This is a genomic window from Cruoricaptor ignavus, assembly GCF_014961145.1.
Classification (GTDB): Bacteria; Bacteroidota; Bacteroidia; order Flavobacteriales; family Weeksellaceae; genus Cruoricaptor; species Cruoricaptor ignavus.
In genome coordinates, this window is sequence record NZ_CP063145.1 from 11885 (window position 1) to 31072 (window position 19188).

General features: G+C 47.1%; 16 protein-coding genes. 12 read left to right on the forward strand and 4 right to left on the reverse strand.

The window, feature by feature from the left end; translation table 11 throughout:
* The first annotated feature begins 46 nt into the window (after positions 1–46).
* The 7 genes from IMZ16_RS00075 (at position 47) to IMZ16_RS00105 (ending at position 5036) form a co-directional block, all read left to right on the forward strand.
* Positions 47–616, forward strand: coding sequence for a hypothetical protein (locus IMZ16_RS00075; protein WP_193440751.1), 570 nt, complete (start codon positions 47–49; stop codon positions 614–616).
* A gap of 5 nt (positions 617–621) precedes the next feature.
* Positions 622–1341: a bifunctional demethylmenaquinone methyltransferase/2-methoxy-6-polyprenyl-1,4-benzoquinol methylase UbiE gene (gene ubiE / locus IMZ16_RS00080; RefSeq protein WP_262891508.1), complete on the forward strand. Its 720-nt coding sequence runs from the start codon at positions 622–624 to the stop codon at positions 1339–1341.
* A gap of 5 nt (positions 1342–1346) precedes the next feature.
* Positions 1347–2147, forward strand: coding sequence for a type IX secretion/gliding motility protein PorT/SprT (gene porT, locus IMZ16_RS00085; RefSeq protein WP_193439974.1), 801 nt, complete (start codon positions 1347–1349; stop codon positions 2145–2147).
* A gap of 121 nt (positions 2148–2268) precedes the next feature.
* Positions 2269–2574, forward strand: a complete 306-nt coding sequence (locus IMZ16_RS00090) for a hypothetical protein (RefSeq protein ID WP_193439975.1) — start codon at positions 2269–2271, stop codon at positions 2572–2574.
* Entirely contained in the window at positions 2571–2861 is a 291-nt protein-coding gene (locus tag IMZ16_RS00095) for a cell division protein ZapA (RefSeq protein ID WP_193439976.1), read from the forward strand. The genes IMZ16_RS00090 and IMZ16_RS00095 overlap by 4 nt, the downstream gene beginning before the upstream one ends.
* 236 nt (positions 2862–3097) lie before the next feature.
* The gene (rny, locus tag IMZ16_RS00100) at positions 3098–4663 is read left to right on the forward strand and encodes a ribonuclease Y (protein WP_193439977.1); all 1566 of its coding nucleotides are present in this window, start codon (positions 3098–3100) and stop codon (positions 4661–4663) included.
* 19 nt (positions 4664–4682) lie between these two features.
* Positions 4683–5036: an arsenate reductase family protein gene (locus IMZ16_RS00105; RefSeq protein ID WP_193439978.1), complete on the forward strand. Its 354-nt coding sequence runs from the start codon at positions 4683–4685 to the stop codon at positions 5034–5036.
* Positions 5037–5108: 72 nt separating this feature from the next.
* On the opposite strand, the gene gcvT is transcribed toward IMZ16_RS00105, so the two are convergent.
* From gcvT to metG, 4 genes are all read right to left on the reverse strand, one after another.
* Positions 5109–6191: a glycine cleavage system aminomethyltransferase GcvT gene (gene gcvT, locus IMZ16_RS00110; protein WP_193439979.1), complete on the reverse strand. Its 1083-nt coding sequence runs from the start codon at positions 6189–6191 to the stop codon at positions 5109–5111.
* A gap of 116 nt (positions 6192–6307) precedes the next feature.
* Positions 6308–6823: an isopentenyl-diphosphate Delta-isomerase gene (gene idi / locus IMZ16_RS00115; protein WP_193439980.1), complete on the reverse strand. Its 516-nt coding sequence runs from the start codon at positions 6821–6823 to the stop codon at positions 6308–6310.
* A gap of 110 nt (positions 6824–6933) precedes the next feature.
* Entirely contained in the window at positions 6934–7308 is a 375-nt protein-coding gene (mscL, locus tag IMZ16_RS00120) for a large conductance mechanosensitive channel protein MscL (RefSeq protein ID WP_193439981.1), read from the reverse strand.
* Between the two features lie 93 nt (positions 7309–7401).
* Positions 7402–9432: a methionine--tRNA ligase gene (metG, locus tag IMZ16_RS00125; RefSeq protein WP_193439982.1), complete on the reverse strand. Its 2031-nt coding sequence runs from the start codon at positions 9430–9432 to the stop codon at positions 7402–7404.
* A 285-nt stretch (positions 9433–9717) separates the two neighbouring features.
* Here metG and IMZ16_RS00130 point away from each other — a divergent pair, with 285 nt between their 5' ends.
* The 5 genes from IMZ16_RS00130 (at position 9718) to IMZ16_RS00150 (ending at position 19185) form a co-directional block, all read left to right on the forward strand.
* On the forward strand, positions 9718–12474 hold the full coding sequence (locus IMZ16_RS00130) for a SusC/RagA family TonB-linked outer membrane protein (protein ID WP_193439983.1): 2757 nt from the start codon (positions 9718–9720) through the stop codon (positions 12472–12474).
* A gap of 12 nt (positions 12475–12486) precedes the next feature.
* Entirely contained in the window at positions 12487–14046 is a 1560-nt protein-coding gene (locus IMZ16_RS00135; protein WP_193439984.1) for a RagB/SusD family nutrient uptake outer membrane protein, read from the forward strand.
* A gap of 18 nt (positions 14047–14064) precedes the next feature.
* On the forward strand, positions 14065–15081 hold the full coding sequence (locus tag IMZ16_RS00140) for a SusE domain-containing protein (RefSeq protein ID WP_193439985.1): 1017 nt from the start codon (positions 14065–14067) through the stop codon (positions 15079–15081).
* A gap of 77 nt (positions 15082–15158) precedes the next feature.
* On the forward strand, positions 15159–17312 hold the full coding sequence (locus IMZ16_RS00145) for a glycoside hydrolase family 97 protein (protein ID WP_394368275.1): 2154 nt from the start codon (positions 15159–15161) through the stop codon (positions 17310–17312).
* Between the two features lie 79 nt (positions 17313–17391).
* Positions 17392–19185 (forward strand): glycoside hydrolase family 13 protein, encoded by a 1794-nt coding sequence (locus IMZ16_RS00150; RefSeq protein ID WP_193439987.1) that lies wholly within the window; start codon positions 17392–17394, stop codon positions 19183–19185.
* Positions 19186–19188 lie beyond the last annotated feature (3 nt).

Here is a 19188-nt window from a genome sequence, read left to right on the forward strand (position 1 = left end):
TTTGCAAGCACAATTTTTATTACTTTTGCCAGGAATCTCATTCCTGATGAAGAAAAACCCTGCACTTATAGGTTTCCTGATCGCGCTGGCGGCTACTCTGGCGGCATTCGGGATCTATGCACTTTTTTTGGCAAAGAGAAATTACTACCTGGTGGATAATCCCACACCTCGCACTTACTATTTTAAAATTAATGGAGGGCAGGAAAAGGTGATTTCTGCGGGGCAGTTTGTGAAGGTTGATTTAAAAAAAGGAAAGAACGAGATAAAAGTTTTTGACCAAAATAAAAAGCTAATGTACGATTCCGCCTTTACTGTGAATAAAATTCGCGGACTCGTAAATATCACTAATTCAGATTATTACATCCACACTCAGTACTATGGGTATAATTTAAACAAAGATTCCCTTCTGCTGAATTTGGGCACTACGGAAATAGACGGGAAAAACTACTACGGTGGAGCAAAGCGCTTCAGCAAGCTCTATACGGAGGATTTTTACTATAATGTCGATGAAAAATATGATCCTCTGATTAAGAATATCGCCAAAGTAGAGTCCCGGAGTAAAATATTCCGCAAGCAGGATTTTTTAAATTATTACAGCGAAACTTATAAATTTTAAAAAATTTGAACCAGGTAAAACCATACAGCAGCGCCGGAAGCAAAAAATCGCAGGTGGAGGATATGTTTGATAACATCGCCCCGAGATATGATCTGCTGAACCATGTATTGTCCCTAAAGATAGATGTACTGTGGCGCCGCCTTCTGGTCCATATGATGGCAGCCGGCAGGCCGCAGCGCGTACTGGATGTAGCCACAGGCACGGGCGACCTCGCTATAGCTATCCACCGTGGCACCGGGGCGCAGGTTACCGGCCTGGATCTGTCTCAGCAAATGCTGAATGTAGGAACGGAAAAAATCAAAAATGCGGGGCTCTCTACCGGGATAAGGATGATGAAGGGCGATGCGGAAAATCTCCCGTTTCAGGATGACACCTTCGATGCGGTATCCGTAGCCTTCGGCGTACGGAATTTTGAAAATCTAGAAATGGGGCTGCGCGAGATGCGCCGCGTAGTGAAGCCGGGCGGCAGCGTTTTCATCCTAGAGTTTTCCCAAGTGGAGGGTATATTAAGACCGCTGTATCAGTTTTATTTTAAAAATATTCTGCCGCGCATCGGCAGGCTGGTGTCCCGGGACAACCGCGCGTACACCTACCTTCCGGACTCGGTAAATGCCTTCCCATACGGGGATGCGATGAAGAAAATTCTTCTCGCCCAGGGCTACTCCAAAGTGGATTACAAGAAACTTAGCCTGGGCATCGCGACCATATATAAAGCCACAAAGTAATCATAATGCTGAAAAAGTTCATATTTGCCGCAGCGCTCGCGCTTTCCTCACAGCCACTCTTCGCGCAGCTGGATATGTTCCCGTCCAGGGAGCGCCTCGATCATCTGGAAGGTTTTGATGACAAAAGATTTGGCTGGGGATTCTTCCTGGCAGGCAACACTTTTAACTATCATATGAAGCTGGATCCCCGCTATGGCATGAAGGGGAAAAAGCAAAATGCCGTTCTTTCAAAAGGCTCTGCCGGCTTCGGAGCAGGCATTATGGGGCGCGTACGCCTCACGGATCATTTTGATCTACGCCTTGAGCCCGGTCTGCATTTTGTGGAGCGCACCCTCACATTCAACACTCAGGACAATTTTTCTTACCCGGAGGTGGCTGCCACCGGCATTCCCTACCTTGGCGATGTGGAGCGCACGGTGAAGTCCACCTACCTGGATATCCCGCTGTTAGTGGAATATCACGGGGATAGATGGTTTAATTCCCGGCCGTACGCTGCCGCAGGCTTCAGCTATTTGATGAATATGCAATCCAACGAGAATTCTTCGGATGACAATATGCAGGATGTTTTCCGCACCACTACGCACAATTACGGGCCAGCTGCAGAGCTAGGGCTGCAGTTTTATTTCAGTAAATTTAAATTTACCACCGGAGTCCGCGGAACTTTTTTCCTGAACAACGAACTTATAAAAGACAACCCGGCTGATCCCACCACCAGCCCGCCCACTCCCGCTACGCCGCCCTACTGGGCAGGAGCGATGAAGGAAGCGAAATCCCACGCCTTCATGCTCGTACTGAAATTTGAATAATGGCATAGCGCCAATAAATATTCTCCGCCCTGGTGGCGGTTTTTTTTTATGATATATTGTCACAATCGGGATTTTTACGGTTTAAATTCTGTACTTTTGCAAATGTTAGAATTTTGACCTGATGCCATTGCGGGATTTGGAGGAGAGTTTTTCCTTACTGGAGATGCGGATTATCAATATCAAGGAAGAGTACCGGCAACTGCTGGTTCAGTTTGAAAAGCTTACCGAAGAATACAAAATACTGGAGGGAAAATATGATGCAGAAAGAAAACGCAGCCAGGTCTTAATAGAAGAGTCGAAAAATATAAAACTGCAGGCGGCAATTTCCGGCAACCCCGACTACAACCGGCTGATGAAAAACCACATCACCAGGCTGATAAAGGAGGTGGATGACTGTATTGCCCAGCTTCAAAATACCGGATTATGACCGAACCGAGGCGCATTACCATAAACATAGCGGGCAGGACATATCCGCTGAGCGTGATGCCTCAGGAGGAGGAAACGCTGCGGCGCGTAGGCAAGCAGATAGAGGGAATGATTAAGGATTTCGAGGCGAGTTTTGAAATCCGGGACAAGCAGGATGCACTCGCTATGTGCGCGCTGCGGCTGGGTACCAAAGCGGATAATGCTGCGGTGCAGATGGAGAAGATTACAAATGCCTCCGTGGAGAAAGTTCAGATGCTGAGCCGGCTCCTGGAAGGCGCGGGGGACTAGCTCCCGACAGACTGCCTATAACAGTTCTAACACATTAAGGTAAACTCAACGCTAAACTGAAACCGGACGAAAGTCCATCCAATGGCGTGCCGCCAAGCCGCGGATTACAGAGGGTGGAAATCAGTCCAAATCGTGTGGATTGGGAGTTTACTCTAATCACTGAACTGTTGTAGGCTTTTTTTATTTGGAGTAGATAAATGGAGTTAAAAATTAAACAAAAGAAAATTTAACATAAAATGATTGAAGTTATAATAGGTTTGGTGGCGCTGATAATTGGGGCAGCAGCAGGAATGTTTTATTCCAAAAGTAACCTCAACCGGCAGGGACAGCAATTGTTGGAAGACGCGAAAAGAAATGCTGATCAGCTTCTTGACAAGGCAACCCAGCAGGCAGAGGCTGTGAAGAAAGAAAAACAACTCCAGGCGAAAGAAAAATTTCTGGAACTGAAAACTCAGCACGATGCCGAGATTCAAAACCGAGAAAAGAAAATTCAGGATGCCGAGAAAAGAGTGAAGGAAAAAGAGCAGAAACTGAATGAGGAGCTGAACAAAACCGGCAGGCTGGAGAAAGATCTGGAAAGGCAAAACGCCGACCTTCAGCGGAAAAACGAGGCGATTGCGAAAAAACAGCAGCAGCTGGAAGATGCAACTGCACAGAAGATTGAGATGCTGGAAAAAATTTCCAACTATACCGCTGAAGAGGCGAGGGAAGAATTGGTGGAATCGCTGAAATCTGAGGCCAAATCCAAAGCGCAATCACAGGTTCAGGCTATCATCGAAGAAGCCCAGCTGAATGCGAAGAACGAGGCGAAGAAAATCGTGATACAAACGATTCAGCGCATCGGAACGGAGCAGGCTGTGGAAAATGCCGTTTCGGTTTTCAACATCGAATCTGATGAGGTGAAAGGCCGGATTATCGGTAGGGAAGGGCGGAACATCCGTGCGCTGGAAGCGGCAACAGGCGTGGAAATCATCGTGGATGATACGCCGGAAGCCATCCTGCTTTCGTGCTTCGATCCGGTGAGAAGGGAAATCGCGAGGCTTTCCCTTCACAGATTGGTGACCGACGGCAGAATTCACCCTGCGAGAATTGAGGAAGTGGTGGAGAAAACCCGCAAGAATATTGAGGAGGAAATCATTGAAGTAGGCAAGCGAACGATTATCGATTTGGGAATCCACGGGCTTCATCCGGAGCTTGTAAAAATTGTTGGCCGGATGAAATACCGCTCATCTTACGGGCAAAATCTTCTGCAACACTCGAGAGAAACGGCGCACATTGCAGCAACGATGGCGGCGGAACTTGGCCTGAATGTTAAGCTCGCCAAAAGAGCCGGTCTGCTTCACGATATTGGGAAAGTTCCGGAGCAGGAGTCGGAGCTTCCGCACGCTTTGCTCGGTATGCAGTGGGCGGAGCGCTATGGCGAGCATCCGGAAGTTGTAAACGCGATTGGTGCGCACCACGATGAAATCGAAATGACCTCGCTGCTTTCGCCGATTGTTCAGGTAGCCGACGGAATTTCCGGTGCAAGGCCTGGCGCAAGAAGGCAGGTGCTGGAATCGTACATCCAAAGGCTGAAAGATTTAGAAGCGGCGGCGCTAAGTTTCGACGGCGTTTCAAGTGCGTATGCCATTCAGGCCGGCCGCGAACTTCGCGTGATGGTGGAGAGCGGAAAAGTGAATGATGAAAAAGCTGGGCAGCTTTCGTATGATATTTCAGAGAAAATTCAGAACGAACTGACTTATCCTGGGCAAGTTCGCGTAACCGTAATCCGAGAAACAAGGGCGGTGAATATAGCAAGGTAAACAGTCGTAAAATCTGCCAATGAAAAAAGTTTTTCACCTGAAAAAATGCGGCACTTGCCAAAAGATTCTGCAACGGTACGATTTGGGCGGTTGGGAAATCCGCGAAATAAAATCGAAACCGCTAAGTGCGCAGGAACTGGAGCAAATGTGTGAACTGGCGGGAAGCTATGAAGCGCTTTTCAGCAAACGCAGTACGCAGATTAGGGCAAGGAATATCGAGACCCAAACATTGTCGGAAGATGAATTCCGAGATTTACTTCTGGACCACTATTCATTTCTGAAACGCCCAGTTTTCATTACAGGTGATAAAATTTTCATTGGCAATGATAAAAAGAGCATTGCAGCATTGGATGAGTTTTTTGGAATTGAATAAAAAAATCCGCACCAAATGGCGCGGATTTTTTATTTGAATTTCTTATCTCTTAATTTCCTAATCTTTCAATTTTCAAACAAACGGCACTTTTATCACCTCTGCCGCCACATCTTTATTCCGGATTCTGATAAAGATCTCTGAGCCGGTTTTAAAATGCGGTTTATCCAGGTAGGCCAGGCCGATGCCAATTTTTTTCATCGGGCTCATCGTGCCAGAAGTTACTTTGCCAATAACATTTCCGTCCGCATCCACCACTTCGTAGCCCTGCCTTGGTATCGCCTTTTCCTGCATTTCAAAGCCAGCCAGTTTCCGCGAAACGCCCTCTTCCTTTTGCTTCGCAAGAAAATCTCTGTCCACAAAATCCGTGTCCAGCTTCGTAATCCAGCCCAATCCTGCTTCCAGCGGAGAAGTCGTATCATCAATGTCGTTTCCGTAAAGGCAGAAACCTTTTTCCAGCCTCAGGGTATCGCGCGATGCCAGTCCGCAGGGCATTATGCCGAATTCTTCGCCGGCTTTTGCCAATTCGTCCCAAAGTTTTTCCGCTGCTTCATTTTTAAAATAAATCTCAAAACCACCACTTCCAGTGTATCCTGTGTTGGAAATCATTACATCCTGAACACCGCCAACTTCACCCACTGCAAAATGATAGTACGGAATTTCATCCAGCTTTACGGAAGTCAGCTTCTGAAGCGTATCCGCAGCCTTCGGTCCCTGTACTGCAATCAGCGAAATCTCGTCCGACTGATTCGTTATTTTCGCACCGAATTTCTCATTATGCTTTGAAATATGCTCCCAGTCTTTGTCAATATTCGACGCATTTACCACCAGGAAAAACTTCTCATCATCCATTTTATAGATGATCAGATCGTCCACAATTCCGCCGTTTCCGTTCGGCAGGCAGCTGTATTGCGCCTTCCCAACTTCCAGCGCCGTCACATCATTCGTCGTCACAAACTGCAGTAGCGCCTCTGCATTTTCGCCCTCAATCAAGAACTGGCCCATATGCGAAACATCGAACATTCCGACTTTTTCGCGCACCGCAAAATGCTCCTCCGTAACTCCGGAATACTGCACCGGCATTTCAAATCCGGCAAAGGGCACCATCTTGGCACCCAGCGATTTATGTTTTTCAAAAAGCGCCGTTCTCTTTTCCATAATTCAAAATTTAATATTTTTTTTTGGAGCTATTTCCCGCTGTCCGCTATTACTCCTCGCTTTGCCGCTCCGCTTCGCTCCGCGGCTTCGCTGCGGGGTAGCCGCTTCCATCGGGGCTAATAGCGCAGTCTTCCCCGGAATTCCCGCAGAATAATCTTAAACCATTCCGTAAAATTCTCTGGATTTTTTCTCATTTCTTCATCCAAATCTTCGAGCGAGATATATCGTATTTCCGAAACCTCTTCCGGATTTAATTTGAATTCACCGTCAAACTTCCCGGTAAAAACCCTGTCCAGTTCGTGCTCCCAAAGTCCTCCGCCTACATCCGCTTTGTAAATAAAATGAAAGCGCTCCTCAATCTCAGTTTCGATACCCAGCTCTTCCTTCATCCTGCGCAAAGCCGCATCCTTAAAGCTTTCGTTCTCCCTTGGGTGAGAGCACGCCGCATTAGTCCATTGGTTCGGCGAATGGTATTTGGAAGCCGCGCGTTTCTGCAGCAGCATTTCCCCGTTTTCATTAAACAAAAAAACCGAAAAAGCCCGGTGCAGAAGCCCTTCCCTATGAGCCTGCATTTTTTCCATCAGGCCGATAACTTCGTCATTCTCATTCACTAAAACTACCTGCTCCTGCATAATTTTTAAAGAAAACCAAAGTTACGGATTTTTCGAAAATTTTCACGATTTCTTGAGGATAAAAAAAAGCTGCCAGAAAGGCAGCCTTTGTTTTTCAAAATAGCCAGCAATTAAAGCGGACGCTTTCTCAGTTCGTCGCGGATCTCCATCAGCAGAGATTCTTCGTTGCTTGGTGCGGGAGTTTCTTCTGTAGGCTTTGCGATTTTGTTCGCAGCCTTAATCAGCCAGAAAAGTACCAGCGCTATCATCAGGAAGCTAATCACCGCAGCGATGAATTTCCCCCAGTATACACCGTTTACCTGCCATTGTTCAATGTTTGCAACGCCCGCTGTTTCAAGCACCGGATTCAGCAAAAGTGGCGTGATTACATCTTCTACCAAAGAATTCACAATGCTTCCGAAAGCACCACCGATGATGACACCTACTGCCAAATCAATTGCGTTGCCCTTGAACGCAAATTCCTTAAATTCCTGAATAAATCCCATAGTTTTATTGTTTAATGTTGCGGCAAATATAAAAATTTAGAATGAATTGGAATTATTCCCAATTAACATTCAAATCGCGGTATTTAAAAAATCTTAGCCGATTTCCATGCCGTTTTCCACTTTTTCGTCGGGCGTTACGAAGCTGAGCTTGCCGTCCGGTTTTGTGGTGAGCAGCAGCATTCCCTGAGATTCTATGCCTCGGATTTTTCGTGGTGCCAGGTTCAGCAGTATCATCACCTGCTTTCCGATGATTTCTCCCGGCGAAAAACTTTCGGCAATGCCGGAAACTACGGTGCGCACATCAATGCCCGTATCCACTTTCAGCTTCAGCAGTTTGTCCGCCTTTTCCACTTTTTCCGCTTCCAAAATTGTGGCGATTCTCAGATCAATTTTTGTGAAATCTTCAAAATTTATCTCGTCTTTCATAGCCTTTGCATTTGGATTGGTCTTTTTATTGTTGATTTTCGTATTTTCAAGTTTCTGAATTTGGGCGTCAATCTGCTCATCTTCAATCTTTTGGAAAAGCAATTCCGCAGGGTTAATCTGGTGTTTTGGAGGAATTAAAATCCCGGAAATTTCATCCCAGTTTTTCTTTTCCGTGTTAAACATTTTTAGAAGTTTTTCAGAAGTGAACGGCATAAACGGTTCGCACATCTGTGCCAGTGCAACGGCAATCTGAGCGCTGATGAACAGGGACTTTGCCGCCTTATCGGGTTGGTCTTTTATCGTCTTCCAAGGTTCTTCGGTTTGCAGATATTGGTTCCCAAATCGTGCCAAATTCATCAGCGCAGAAAGCGCATTACGGAATTCGAAATTTTCCAGCGCATTTTTTATCTCATCCGCAATTTTCCTTATTTCGTCTAATTCGCTAAAATCCGCATTCAAATCTGGCAGAATTCCGTCATAATATTTATGCAGTAAAACCGCCACACGATTGATAAAATTACCGAAAATCCCCACCAGTTCAGAATTGTTTTTAAGCTGAAATTCCTTCCAGGTAAAGTTGTTGTCCTTGGTTTCCGGCGCAGAACTCAGCAAAGCGTAGCGCAGCACATCCTGCTGATTTGGGAAGTCCTGCACAAATTCGTGCGCCCAAACTGCCCAGTTTCTCGAAGTCGAAATCTTGTCGTTTTCCAGGTTTAGGAATTCAAACGCCGGCACATTTTTCGGCAGGATGTAGTTGCCGTGCGCCTTTAGCATTGCAGGGAAAATAATGCAGTGGAAAACGATGTTGTCCTTCCCGATGAAATGCACGAGTTCTGCATTATCATTTTGCCAAAAATCCTGCCATTTTTTTCCATTTTTCTCAGCCCATTCCTGCGTGAAGGAAATGTAGCCAATAGGCGCATCAAACCATACATAAAGCACTTTTCCCGCTGCATCTTCCAAAGGAACCGGAACGCCCCAGTTCAAATCGCGCGTCATCGCCCTTGGTTTCAGGCCGTCGTTCAGCCAGGATTTTACCTGACCGTAAACATTTGGTTTCCAGTCGTTTTTGTGGCCTTCTATAATCCATTCTTTCAGGAAATCTTCGTACTCATTCAAAGGCAGGTACCAATTTTTCGTTTCCTTCAGCACGGGCACATTTCCGCTGAGCGCAGATTTTGGGTTGATGAGCTCCGAAGGCGAAAGCGTGGAGCCGCACTTTTCGCACTGATCACCGTAGGCACCGTCGTTCCCGCACTTTGGGCAGGTTCCCGTGATGTACCTGTCGGCAAGAAATTCGCCGGCCTGCTCATCGAAATACTGCTCGGAAACTTCCTCCGTGAATTTGCCCTTGTTATATAGCGTCCTGAAAAAATCTTGGCTAACTTCGTAATGCTTCGGCGATGTTGTTCGGGAATATTCATCGAATGAAATGCCTAAGTCTTCAAAAGATTTTTTGATGATTTCGTGGTATTTATCCACAATATCCTGCGGCGAAACACCCTCCTTTTTCGCACGGATGGTGATGGGAATGCCGTGCTCATCGCTGCCGCAGATGAAGGCCACATCCTTTCCCAACCGCCGCTGAAAGCGCGCATAAACATCGCCGGGGATGTAAACGCCCGCCAAATGCCCGATGTGCACAGGGCCGTTGGCATAAGGCAATGCCGCTGTAATCAAAACTTTTTTATCGCTCATTTTTATGTCTCAAAATTTGCGCAAAGGTAAGTATTTTAGTTGCCTAGACACTGGAGCATTTTCCGTTATTAATTTGTGTAAAATTCAATATTTTTAACTTTTGAGCCGTTCCCGTTTGGCAACTGATTAAAATCATAGAGAGAAACGAAAATAGCCTAAAGCCCTGTGTTGTAAGTTTTTAGCGTTATTTAGAATTAATATAAAATTTAATATTTGCTTAACATACGATTTAAAATTATTAATTTAGTGACCTCTATTTTAGGAAGTTCTAAATTTAAAATTTCGATGAGATATTTACAGGTTCTAAAAGTTGCCCCGGCATTTTTCTTCGCAGGCGCAATGATGAATGCCCAGCAGACCGACTCTCTCGCGCAGGAAAAGCGAATTGAAGAGGTGGTGCTGATTGGCTACGGGAAGCAAAAAAAGCAGGATCTTACCGGCTCTGTAGTTTCCGTAAGTTCCAAAGATTTTAATGGCGGCTCTACCTCCCCGGATCAGCTGATTCAGGGTAAGGCACCCGGCGTTACGATTACGGGGAACGGTGGTAATCCCGGCTCCGGGGCTACTATCCGCATCCGCGGGGGTGCTTCTCTGGCAGGCTCCAACGATCCTCTGATAGTGGTGGACGGTGTGCCGATGGACTTCCAGGGAGTGTCCGGCGCATCCAACGCATTGGCACTGATTAACCCAAATGACATTGAATCTTTTGACATACTTAAAGATGCCTCCGCTGCGGCGATCTACGGTAACAGGGCCTCCAACGGGGTAATCCTCATTACCACGAAAAAAGGCTCCGCGGGCAAGCTGAAGGTGAATTTCAGCACGGTGGCTTCCGCATCCACGAAGATGGGTACGCAGTCCGTGCTTTCCGGTGATGAATTCCGCGAGTATGTGCGCAATAACGCTACTCAGCAGAAGTACATAGATATGCTGGGGACTGCCAATACCGACTGGCAGGAGCAGATTTATCAGACGGCGTGGGGTACGGATAATAACCTTGCATTCTCCGGAGGGATCAAGGGGCTTCCGTACCGGCTATCGCTCGGGTATACAGACCAGAACGGCATCGTGCGCACCAATGAATTCCGCAGGACTTCTGCATCCCTCAACCTTTCGCCGAAATTCCTGGATAATCATTTGACTGTGAATGTAAACCTGAAAGGCTCCTTTACGGAAAACCGCTTCCCGGCGGGCGTCATCGGGGCGGCACAGCTCTTTGACCCGACTCAGCCTGTGAAGGATGATTCTGACAACGGGCAGCGTGTCGGCGGATATTGGGAATGGTGGCTACCGAAAAATGATAAGGGCGAGACCAACCAGAATGTAAACGCTACCAGCAACCCGGTGGCGATGCTTGCCGCAAGGCGCGATATCTCCAGCGTGTGGCGCGGAATTGCAAATACCCAGATTGATTATAAATTTCATTTCTTGCCGGACCTGCACTGGAATGTGAATTTAGGCTATGACTATCAGAAGGGTACTGGCGCTACCACCGAGTATCCAGGCTACCGTTCTACATTCTTTACCCTGGGCAGCAGGACAGATTATGAGCAGGAGAAATCCAACAAGCTCCTCGAAACTTTCCTGAATTATGTTAAAACCATTGAGCCTATCAATACAAAGCTCGATTTGATCGCTGGATATTCTTACCAGAAATTTAACAATAAGGCGCCCGGTGCGATGACTTACCACGGCAATCCTGCGTACGATGCTCTGGAAAAGCCTAGGGATTATGAGGGAAATCTGGTACTTCTCAGCTTCTACGGGCGGGGGATATTCACCATTGCGGATAAGTATATCATCAATGCTTCTATCCGCCGCGACGGCTCCTCCAGGTTTTACAACGGGGAGGATTTGAAAAACAACTGGGGAACCTTCGGGGCGGCTTCCATCGCCTGGAAGATTAAAAATGAAAATTTCCTGAAAGATTCCCAGACATTTTCTGATTTGAAACTCCGCGCCGGATGGGGGCAGACTGGCCAGCAGGAGGTGGGCAGTTGGTACAATTCCTTCCCGGCATATGGCATCTCCAACAGCTCCGCGCAATACGGCTTCGGCGATCAGTTCTACAATATGTACCGCCCGTCTCAATACAACCCGAACCTGACCTGGGAAACCACGGAAACAGTAAATGCCGGGCTGGATTTTGGGTTTGTTAACAACCGCATTACCGCATCGGTAGACTGGTTTAGCAAAAAAACCAAAGACCTGCTCTACGATGTGCAGGTGCCAGCAGGAGAGTTCAGCAACCGGAACATAAAAAATGTAGGAGAGATGGAGACCGACGGTATAGAGGTCGCGCTGAATGTGGCTCCGGTAAAAACTGCAGATTTCGATTGGAATTTTAATTTCAACTTCACGCATTACAATCCTGAAATCAAAAAGTTTAATGATGTGAAGGAGGATATCCGCTTCGCTATGGGCGGCATCAGCGGCGGTACAGGGAACACTGTGCAGGCACACGCGGTGGGGCAGAAGCCATCTTCCTTCTATGTGTATCAGCAGATTTATGACACCAGCGGCAAGCCGATTGAGGGTGCCTATGTGGACCAAAACGGAGATGGGGTGATAGACGCTAAGGACAAATACTTCTACAAATCTACCACGCCCGATGCCACATTTGGTTTCTCTACCAACTTCCGGTATAGAAATTTCGACCTTTCCACTACGCTCCGCGCGGTACTGGGTAATTATGTTTACAACAACTTCGCCTCCCAGTCCAATGTTCAGAACATAGCTACCAACGATTTCCTGCAGAACATCTCCAGCGTCGCAAAAGATTACGGCTTTAAAAATGTACAGTTCTGGAGTGATATCTTCGTAGAAGATGCCTCATTCCTCAGGATGGATAACCTGACGCTGGGCTACACCTTCCGCGATATTTTCAGAGGAACGGGCAGCCTCCGCGTATACGGTATGGCGCAAAATGTTTTCGTAATTACCGATTATTCCGGTGTGGATCCGGAGATTTTCGGAAACATCGATAATGGCTTTTATCAAAGGCCGCGGGTGTATTCTCTTGGGCTAAATTTCCAATTTTAAATTTTCGAGACAATGAATTTCAGAATAAAAAAACTTTCAGCAGCAGCCATCGCGCTCAGTGCGGCACTCAGCCTGGGCTCCTGCACGGATGACCTTCGCCAGGAACCGGTGACGGATGTAACCGCGGCGAGCCTTTATAAAGACTTCAGCAAATATCCGAATCTCCTGGCTAAGCTTTACGGCGGCCTGGCAGTAGGCGGCCAGCAGGGCGGAGACGGAGCGGGAGACATCGCGGATATCGACGGCGGATTTTCCAACTATGCGCGCCTGCTGTTCATTATGCAGGAGATCACCACGGATGAAGCGGTGATCGGCTGGAACGACGGTACCCTGCACGAGTTCCATAAAATGATATGGACCCCTGCAAATGAGTTCAACAATGCGATGTACTACCGCATCTACACGGAGATTGCTTTCTGCAACGAGTTTCTGAGAAACACCACCGATGAGAAACTCAGCAGCAACGGCATCAGCGGTGCAGATCTGGAGGAAGCGAAAACGATGCGCGCAGAGGCGAGATTCCTACGGGCGCAGTCCTATTATCACCTTCTCGATATGTACGGAAATGTACCATTCGTAGATGAAACTACCCTGGGCACCGTACCGAAGCAGATGCCTAGGGCAGAACTCTTCACCTTTGTAGAGAATGAACTAAAACTGGCGGAGGCAGACCTGAAAGCCCCGCGCACCCAAGCCTATGGCAGGGTAGATAAGGCAGCGGCGTGGGCATTGCTGGCTAGGCTTTATCTCAATGCAAAAGTGTACAACGGCCAGGAGCGCTACGCAGAAGTGATTGAATATTGCAACAGGATCATCCAGTCCGGCTATGCCCTGAAGCCAAATTACAGCGATTTGTTCCTTGCGGACAACCACATCGGCAATCCTGAAAACATTTTTTCACTTGTTTATGACGGGCAGCGCACGCAGACCAACGGGGGCACCACCTTCCTTGTACACGCTGCCATCGGCGGAAAGATGGACCCAAAAGAATTTGGTGTAAATGGCGGCTGGGGCGGCCTCCGTACCACGAAAGCCTTCGTGAACCGTTTTGATAAAAACGATAAAAGAGGCCGTTTCTTTACGGACGGGCAGTCCCTGGAGATTGAGGATTTAGGCAATTTTAATGACGGCTATGCATTTATAAAATATAAAAATGTAAAATCCAATGGGCAGCCGGGCATCCACGACAACTGGGTGGAAACCGACCTGCCGCTATACCGCCTTGGCGATGTGTACCTGATGTACGCGGAGGCTGTACTGCGCGGCGGCGGAGGAAATATGTCAACAGCATTGCAATATGTAAATGCCCTTCGCAAGCGCGCCGGAGCACCAGAGGTGAGCTCTATTTCTCTTGATTTTATCCTCGATGAAAGATCGCGCGAGCTGTCTTGGGAGCTTACCCGCAGAACTGACCTGATCCGCTTTGGCAAATTCACCAGCGGCGCTTATCTTTGGCCTTGGAAGGGTAATGCCAAAGAGGGTACAGCGGTAGGAAACCACCGCACGGTTTTCCCGATTCCGAACAATGATATTGCCGTAAATCCAAACCTGGTGCAGAACCCGGGCTATTAATTCTAAATTCCTATTAAAATGAAAAAGTTTTTTCAGATATCAATTCTCGCGATACTCGCCTTGCTCATTTTTTCTTGTGAAGATGATGACGATCGTGCTGTGGCATCGCTGGTTTCAAATCCTACGCTTGCCGCGAGCGCAACGCAGCTGAAGTTGGAAGGTTCAAAATCTTCGGACGAGGCTGTGGCTTTCACCGTGGGTCAGGCGGATTTCGGGGTGCCTACGGGGATTACCTCAATTGTTGAATTTGCAAAAAAAGGGGATAATTTTAAAAATTCCAAAACTGCACAGTTGCCTGCCGGCGAGGGTAAACTTAGCTTCACACATCAGGAATTTAATGCCCTTGTCCGCAGCCTCGGGCTGGAGGCGGGAAAAGCTCAGGCTGTGGAAGCCCGCGTAAAATCCACCATAGGAAGCGGCTTTACTCCGGCGTACTCCAATGTGGTTACGCTAGAAGTTACTCCTTACAACCTGACATCTTATCTCTACGCGCCGGGTGATTATCAGGGATGGAATCCGGCGGCGGCAAACCGGTTGGTTTCTGAGACAGGAAATGGTATTTACGAAGGATTAATTTCCTTCCAAACAGGCAGCAGCACTGAGTTTAAAATTACCAAAGATAAAAACTGGGATGTAAACTACGGCAGCAATGACGGCAAAACACTCGTGGAAAACGGTGACAACATCAAAGGTCCTGCAAAAGACACTTACAAACTTACCGTAAACCTGAACGATATGAGCTTTAAGTTTGCTAAAAACTCTTGGGGACTCATAGGTTCTGCAACGCCTGGCGGATGGGATGCGGATACCAATATGGTATGGAATGATGCGAAGCAGGTTTGGGAACTGACCCTCCCGCTTTCCGAAGGCGAAGCGAAGTTCCGTTTCAATGACGATTGGGCGCAGAACTACGGAGGCAGCGGGCTTTCGGGAGCGGCTGTTGCTGGCGGAGATAATATTGCCATCACTTCAGCAGGTACATATAAAGTAACGCTGGATGAGGCGAATAAGAAGTATTCTTTCGAAAAAAAGTAAATTTGTAGACTTACTGATCTGCCGCTTATTTGGCGGCAGTTTCTTTTTAACCTGATTAGTATTAAATGTTGATGGTAGTGAGAAAAACAGCAATTTTTTACCTGATTTTCGGTGCAGCGGCATTGCAAGCACAAAGCCTAAAATCTCCGGATGGAAAATTTGAGATGAATTTTCAGCTGAAAAACGGCATGCCTTTCTACAACCTGAAATACCAGGGAAGGCCTGTGGTGGAAGATTCCAAGCTTGGCATCAGGATTTTTCGGGATGGTGAATTGCAGTTTGGTTCCGAAATTGAAAATAAGGACAATAAGGCGACGAACCTGGACGGCAACTTCGTGAAAACCGATGAAAAGCGCGATACGAGGAACGAAACCTGGAACCCTGTTTTGGGCGAGAAGAAATCTTATGTCAACCACTACAATGAGCTGGCAGTAACGCTGAACCAAACTTCTACGGATAGGCATATCGTGCTGAAATTCAGGCTGTTCAACGATGGGCTGGGTTTCCGCTATGAATTTCCTGAGCAGGAAAATCTCAACTATTTCATCATCAAAGAAGAAGATTCCGAGATTGATTTGCCGTGGGATACGAAAGCCTGGTGGATAACCGGCGATTACGATTCCCAGGAATATCAGCCGCAAACTACGATGCTCTCGGAAATTCCGGCAAAATGGGCAACATCCTTTGATGGCAATGCTTCGCAAACACCTGTGAAAAACGCGGTGCAGACGCCATTAATGCTGAAAAAGGAAGGCAAAGAGCCGCTATATATTAACATTGCTGAAGCTGCGGTCATCAATTATCCAGTTTCCAACCTGGAAGTGGATGCCGCGAATTTCAAATTCAAAACGCACCTGACGCCCGATGCACAGGGTGCGAAGGGCTACATTCAGACGCCGGCAGTTTCACCGTGGCGCACCATCATCGTTTCACCAATGGCGGAAGAAGTGCTGGCTTCCAAAATGATTTTCAACCTGAACGAGCCTACGCACTATGCCGATACATCCTGGATAAAGCCCGTGAAATATATGGGTATATGGTGGGAAATGATTATCGGGAAATCTCAATGGGCATACTCTACGGCGAAAAATGTGCACATCGGGAAAACGGATTTTGCCAAGCTAACGCCGAACGTAAACCACGCTGCAAATAATGAGAAAGTGAAATCTTACATCGATTTCGCGGCGAAGCACGGTTTTGATGCACTTTTGGTGGAAGGCTGGAACATCGGCTGGGAAGATTGGTTCGGGCATTCCAAGGAATTCGTGTTCGATTTCATCACCCCTTATCCGGATTTTAATTTGAAAATGCTCAATGATTATGCGCATTCCAAAGGCATCAGGCTGATGATGCACCACGAAACTTCCGGCTCGGCAACCAACTATGAACGCTGGCTGAAACCGGCTTTTGAGATGATGAACAAGCATGGCTACAATTCCGTGAAAACGGGCTATGTAGGCCGCATCATTCCGCGCGGCGAGCATCATTATTCCCAATGGACGGTGAACCACTATTACAGGGTGGCGGAAGAAGCGGCGAAGCACAAGATTATGGTGAATTCCCACGAATCGATGCGGCCTTCCGGACAAAGTAGAACTTACCCAAACTGGATTGCGGCAGAAGCAGCGCGCGGAACAGAATTTGAGGCGTTCGGCGGGAATAATCCTGAGCATCAGACGATTCTGCCGTTCACAAGATGGATGGGCGGACCTATGGACTACACACCCGGAATTTTTCAGACTAAGCTGGATTACTATTTCCCTGGTGACAAAAGATTCGTGAAAACCACGCTGGCAAAGCAGCTGGCACTGTATGTGGTAATGTATTCGCCACTGCAAATGGCGGCAGATTTGCCGGAAAATTATGCACGGCATCTGGATGCGTTTCAGTTCATCAAGGATGTAGCTCTGGATTGGGATGATACGAAGATTCTGGCGGCAGAGCCTGGGGATTTCATCCACACCGCAAGGAAGACCAAAGGTAAGGATGAATGGTTCGTAGGTGGCATCACGGATGAAAATGCACGAGATTTCACTGTGGATTTTTCCTTCCTGCCAAAGGGAAAAACTTACGAGGCCACGGTTTATGCAGATGGCGACGATGCCGATTACATCAGCAATCCGCAGTCTTACAAAATTTACAAGAAAACGGTGACGAGCCGAAGCCAACTACCAGTGAAGCTGGCAAGAAGCGGCGGCTATGCGATTTCTTTGAAGCCGGTGAAGAAATAGAAAATTAGTGATTAGCATTTAAAAAAGTAAAATTTTGAACAGGAAAATTTTTCTCGCAGTTTTAGTTTTGATTTCAGCGATGGCTTTTGCGCAAAAGCCGCTGGAAAGAGTGGAGCCACCTAACTGGTGGACAGGTTTTAAGGACAATGGTTTGCAGCTGATGCTCTACGGAAAGGATATTTCCAAATATGAGGTTGCTGTGGATGCAAAAGCCTTCGTGCTGGAAAAATCTCACCGAACCGACAACCCGAATTACCAGTTTGTGGATTTGCTCGTGAAGCCGGAAGCAAAACCGGGAACTTATCCCATTTGGTTTTCGCAGAATGGCAAGCGCAAATTCAAATATGACTTTGTTTTAGGCGAAAAAACGGCGCAGCCCAAAGGCATCAGTCAAAAGGATTTAATCTACCTGATAATGCCGGACCGCTTTGCCAACGGTGATTATTCCAACGACATCGTAAAATCTTTGCGGGAAAAAACCATCAATCGAGATTCAATGTATTACCGTCACGGCGGCGATTTGCAGGGCATCATCAAAAAGATGGATTACCTGAAAGACCTGGGCATCACGGCAATCTGGAATACGCCGGAACTTGAAAACGATATGGCGAAGGAATCTTACCACGGCTACGCAGCGACGGATTTGTACAAAATAGATCCAAGGTACGGCACGAATGAACTGTACCGCAAATATGTGGAAACAGCGCACAGCAAAGGCCTGAAGATTATAAAGGATGTGGTGCCGAACCATATCGGAAGTTTCCACTGGTGGATGCAGGATTTGCCGATGAAAAACTGGGTACACCAGTTCCCGCAATATACGAACACCACCTACCGTTTTGAGCCGGTTCAGGATCCCTACGCATCGAAATTCGATTACGATATTGCAGAAAAAGGCTGGTTTGTGCCTACGATGCCGGATATGAACCACGACAATCCTTTCGTTGCTAAGTATTTGATTCAGAATTACTTGTGGTGGATTGAGTATGCCAAGGTTGACGGATTCAGGATTGATACATTTTCTTACAACGATTTAAAATTTAATGCGGAATGGCTGGCAAGAATCCGTTCGGAATATCCATCGCTTGGGATTTTCGGCGAAACGCTGATGTATCAGCCATCCAATCAGGCTTATTTTACGGAAGGAAAAAAGCTGGGGCAGGAAATTGATTCTAATCTTCCCGGCATCACGGATTCTGCGTGGAAGGAAGCTGTGTATGAGGCACTTAACGGAAAATTCGGCTGGTATGATGGCGTGAACCGGCTGTATAACCTTACGGCTCAGGATTTCCTTTACCCAAATCCGGAAAAGAATGTTATCTTCCTGGACAATCACGATATGAGTCGTTTCTTTTCGGTGGTTGGCGAAGATTTCGAGAAGTTCAAAAGCGGGATTATTTTGCTGCTCACTTCTAACAAAATTCCGCAGCTTTATTACGGCACGGAAATTCTGATGAAAAACTTTTCAAATCCGGATGGCCTCGTTCGTTCTGATATGAAGGGTGGCTGGAAGGAAGATAGGGTGGACCAGTTTTCTAAATCTGGAAGAACAGCCCAGGAAAATCTTGCGTTCGATTTCATCAAAAAACTGGCTAATTTCCGCAAAAATTCCCCGGCACTTACCGAAGGGAAAATGGTGCAGTTTTTTCCGCAGCACGGCGTTTATGTGTATTCACGCACTGCAGCATCGCAAAAAATTCTCGTAGTTTACAATTCACAGGAAAAGGAAATGCCGGTGGAAGCTTTCCGCTACAAAGAAATTACAGACGGCTTTTCCAAATTCCGTGATGTGATGACCGGTGAGACTTTCACAGATTTAAACAACCTAAAACTTAGACCAAAAGAATCCCGTGTTCTTGAGCTTATTCGCTAATTT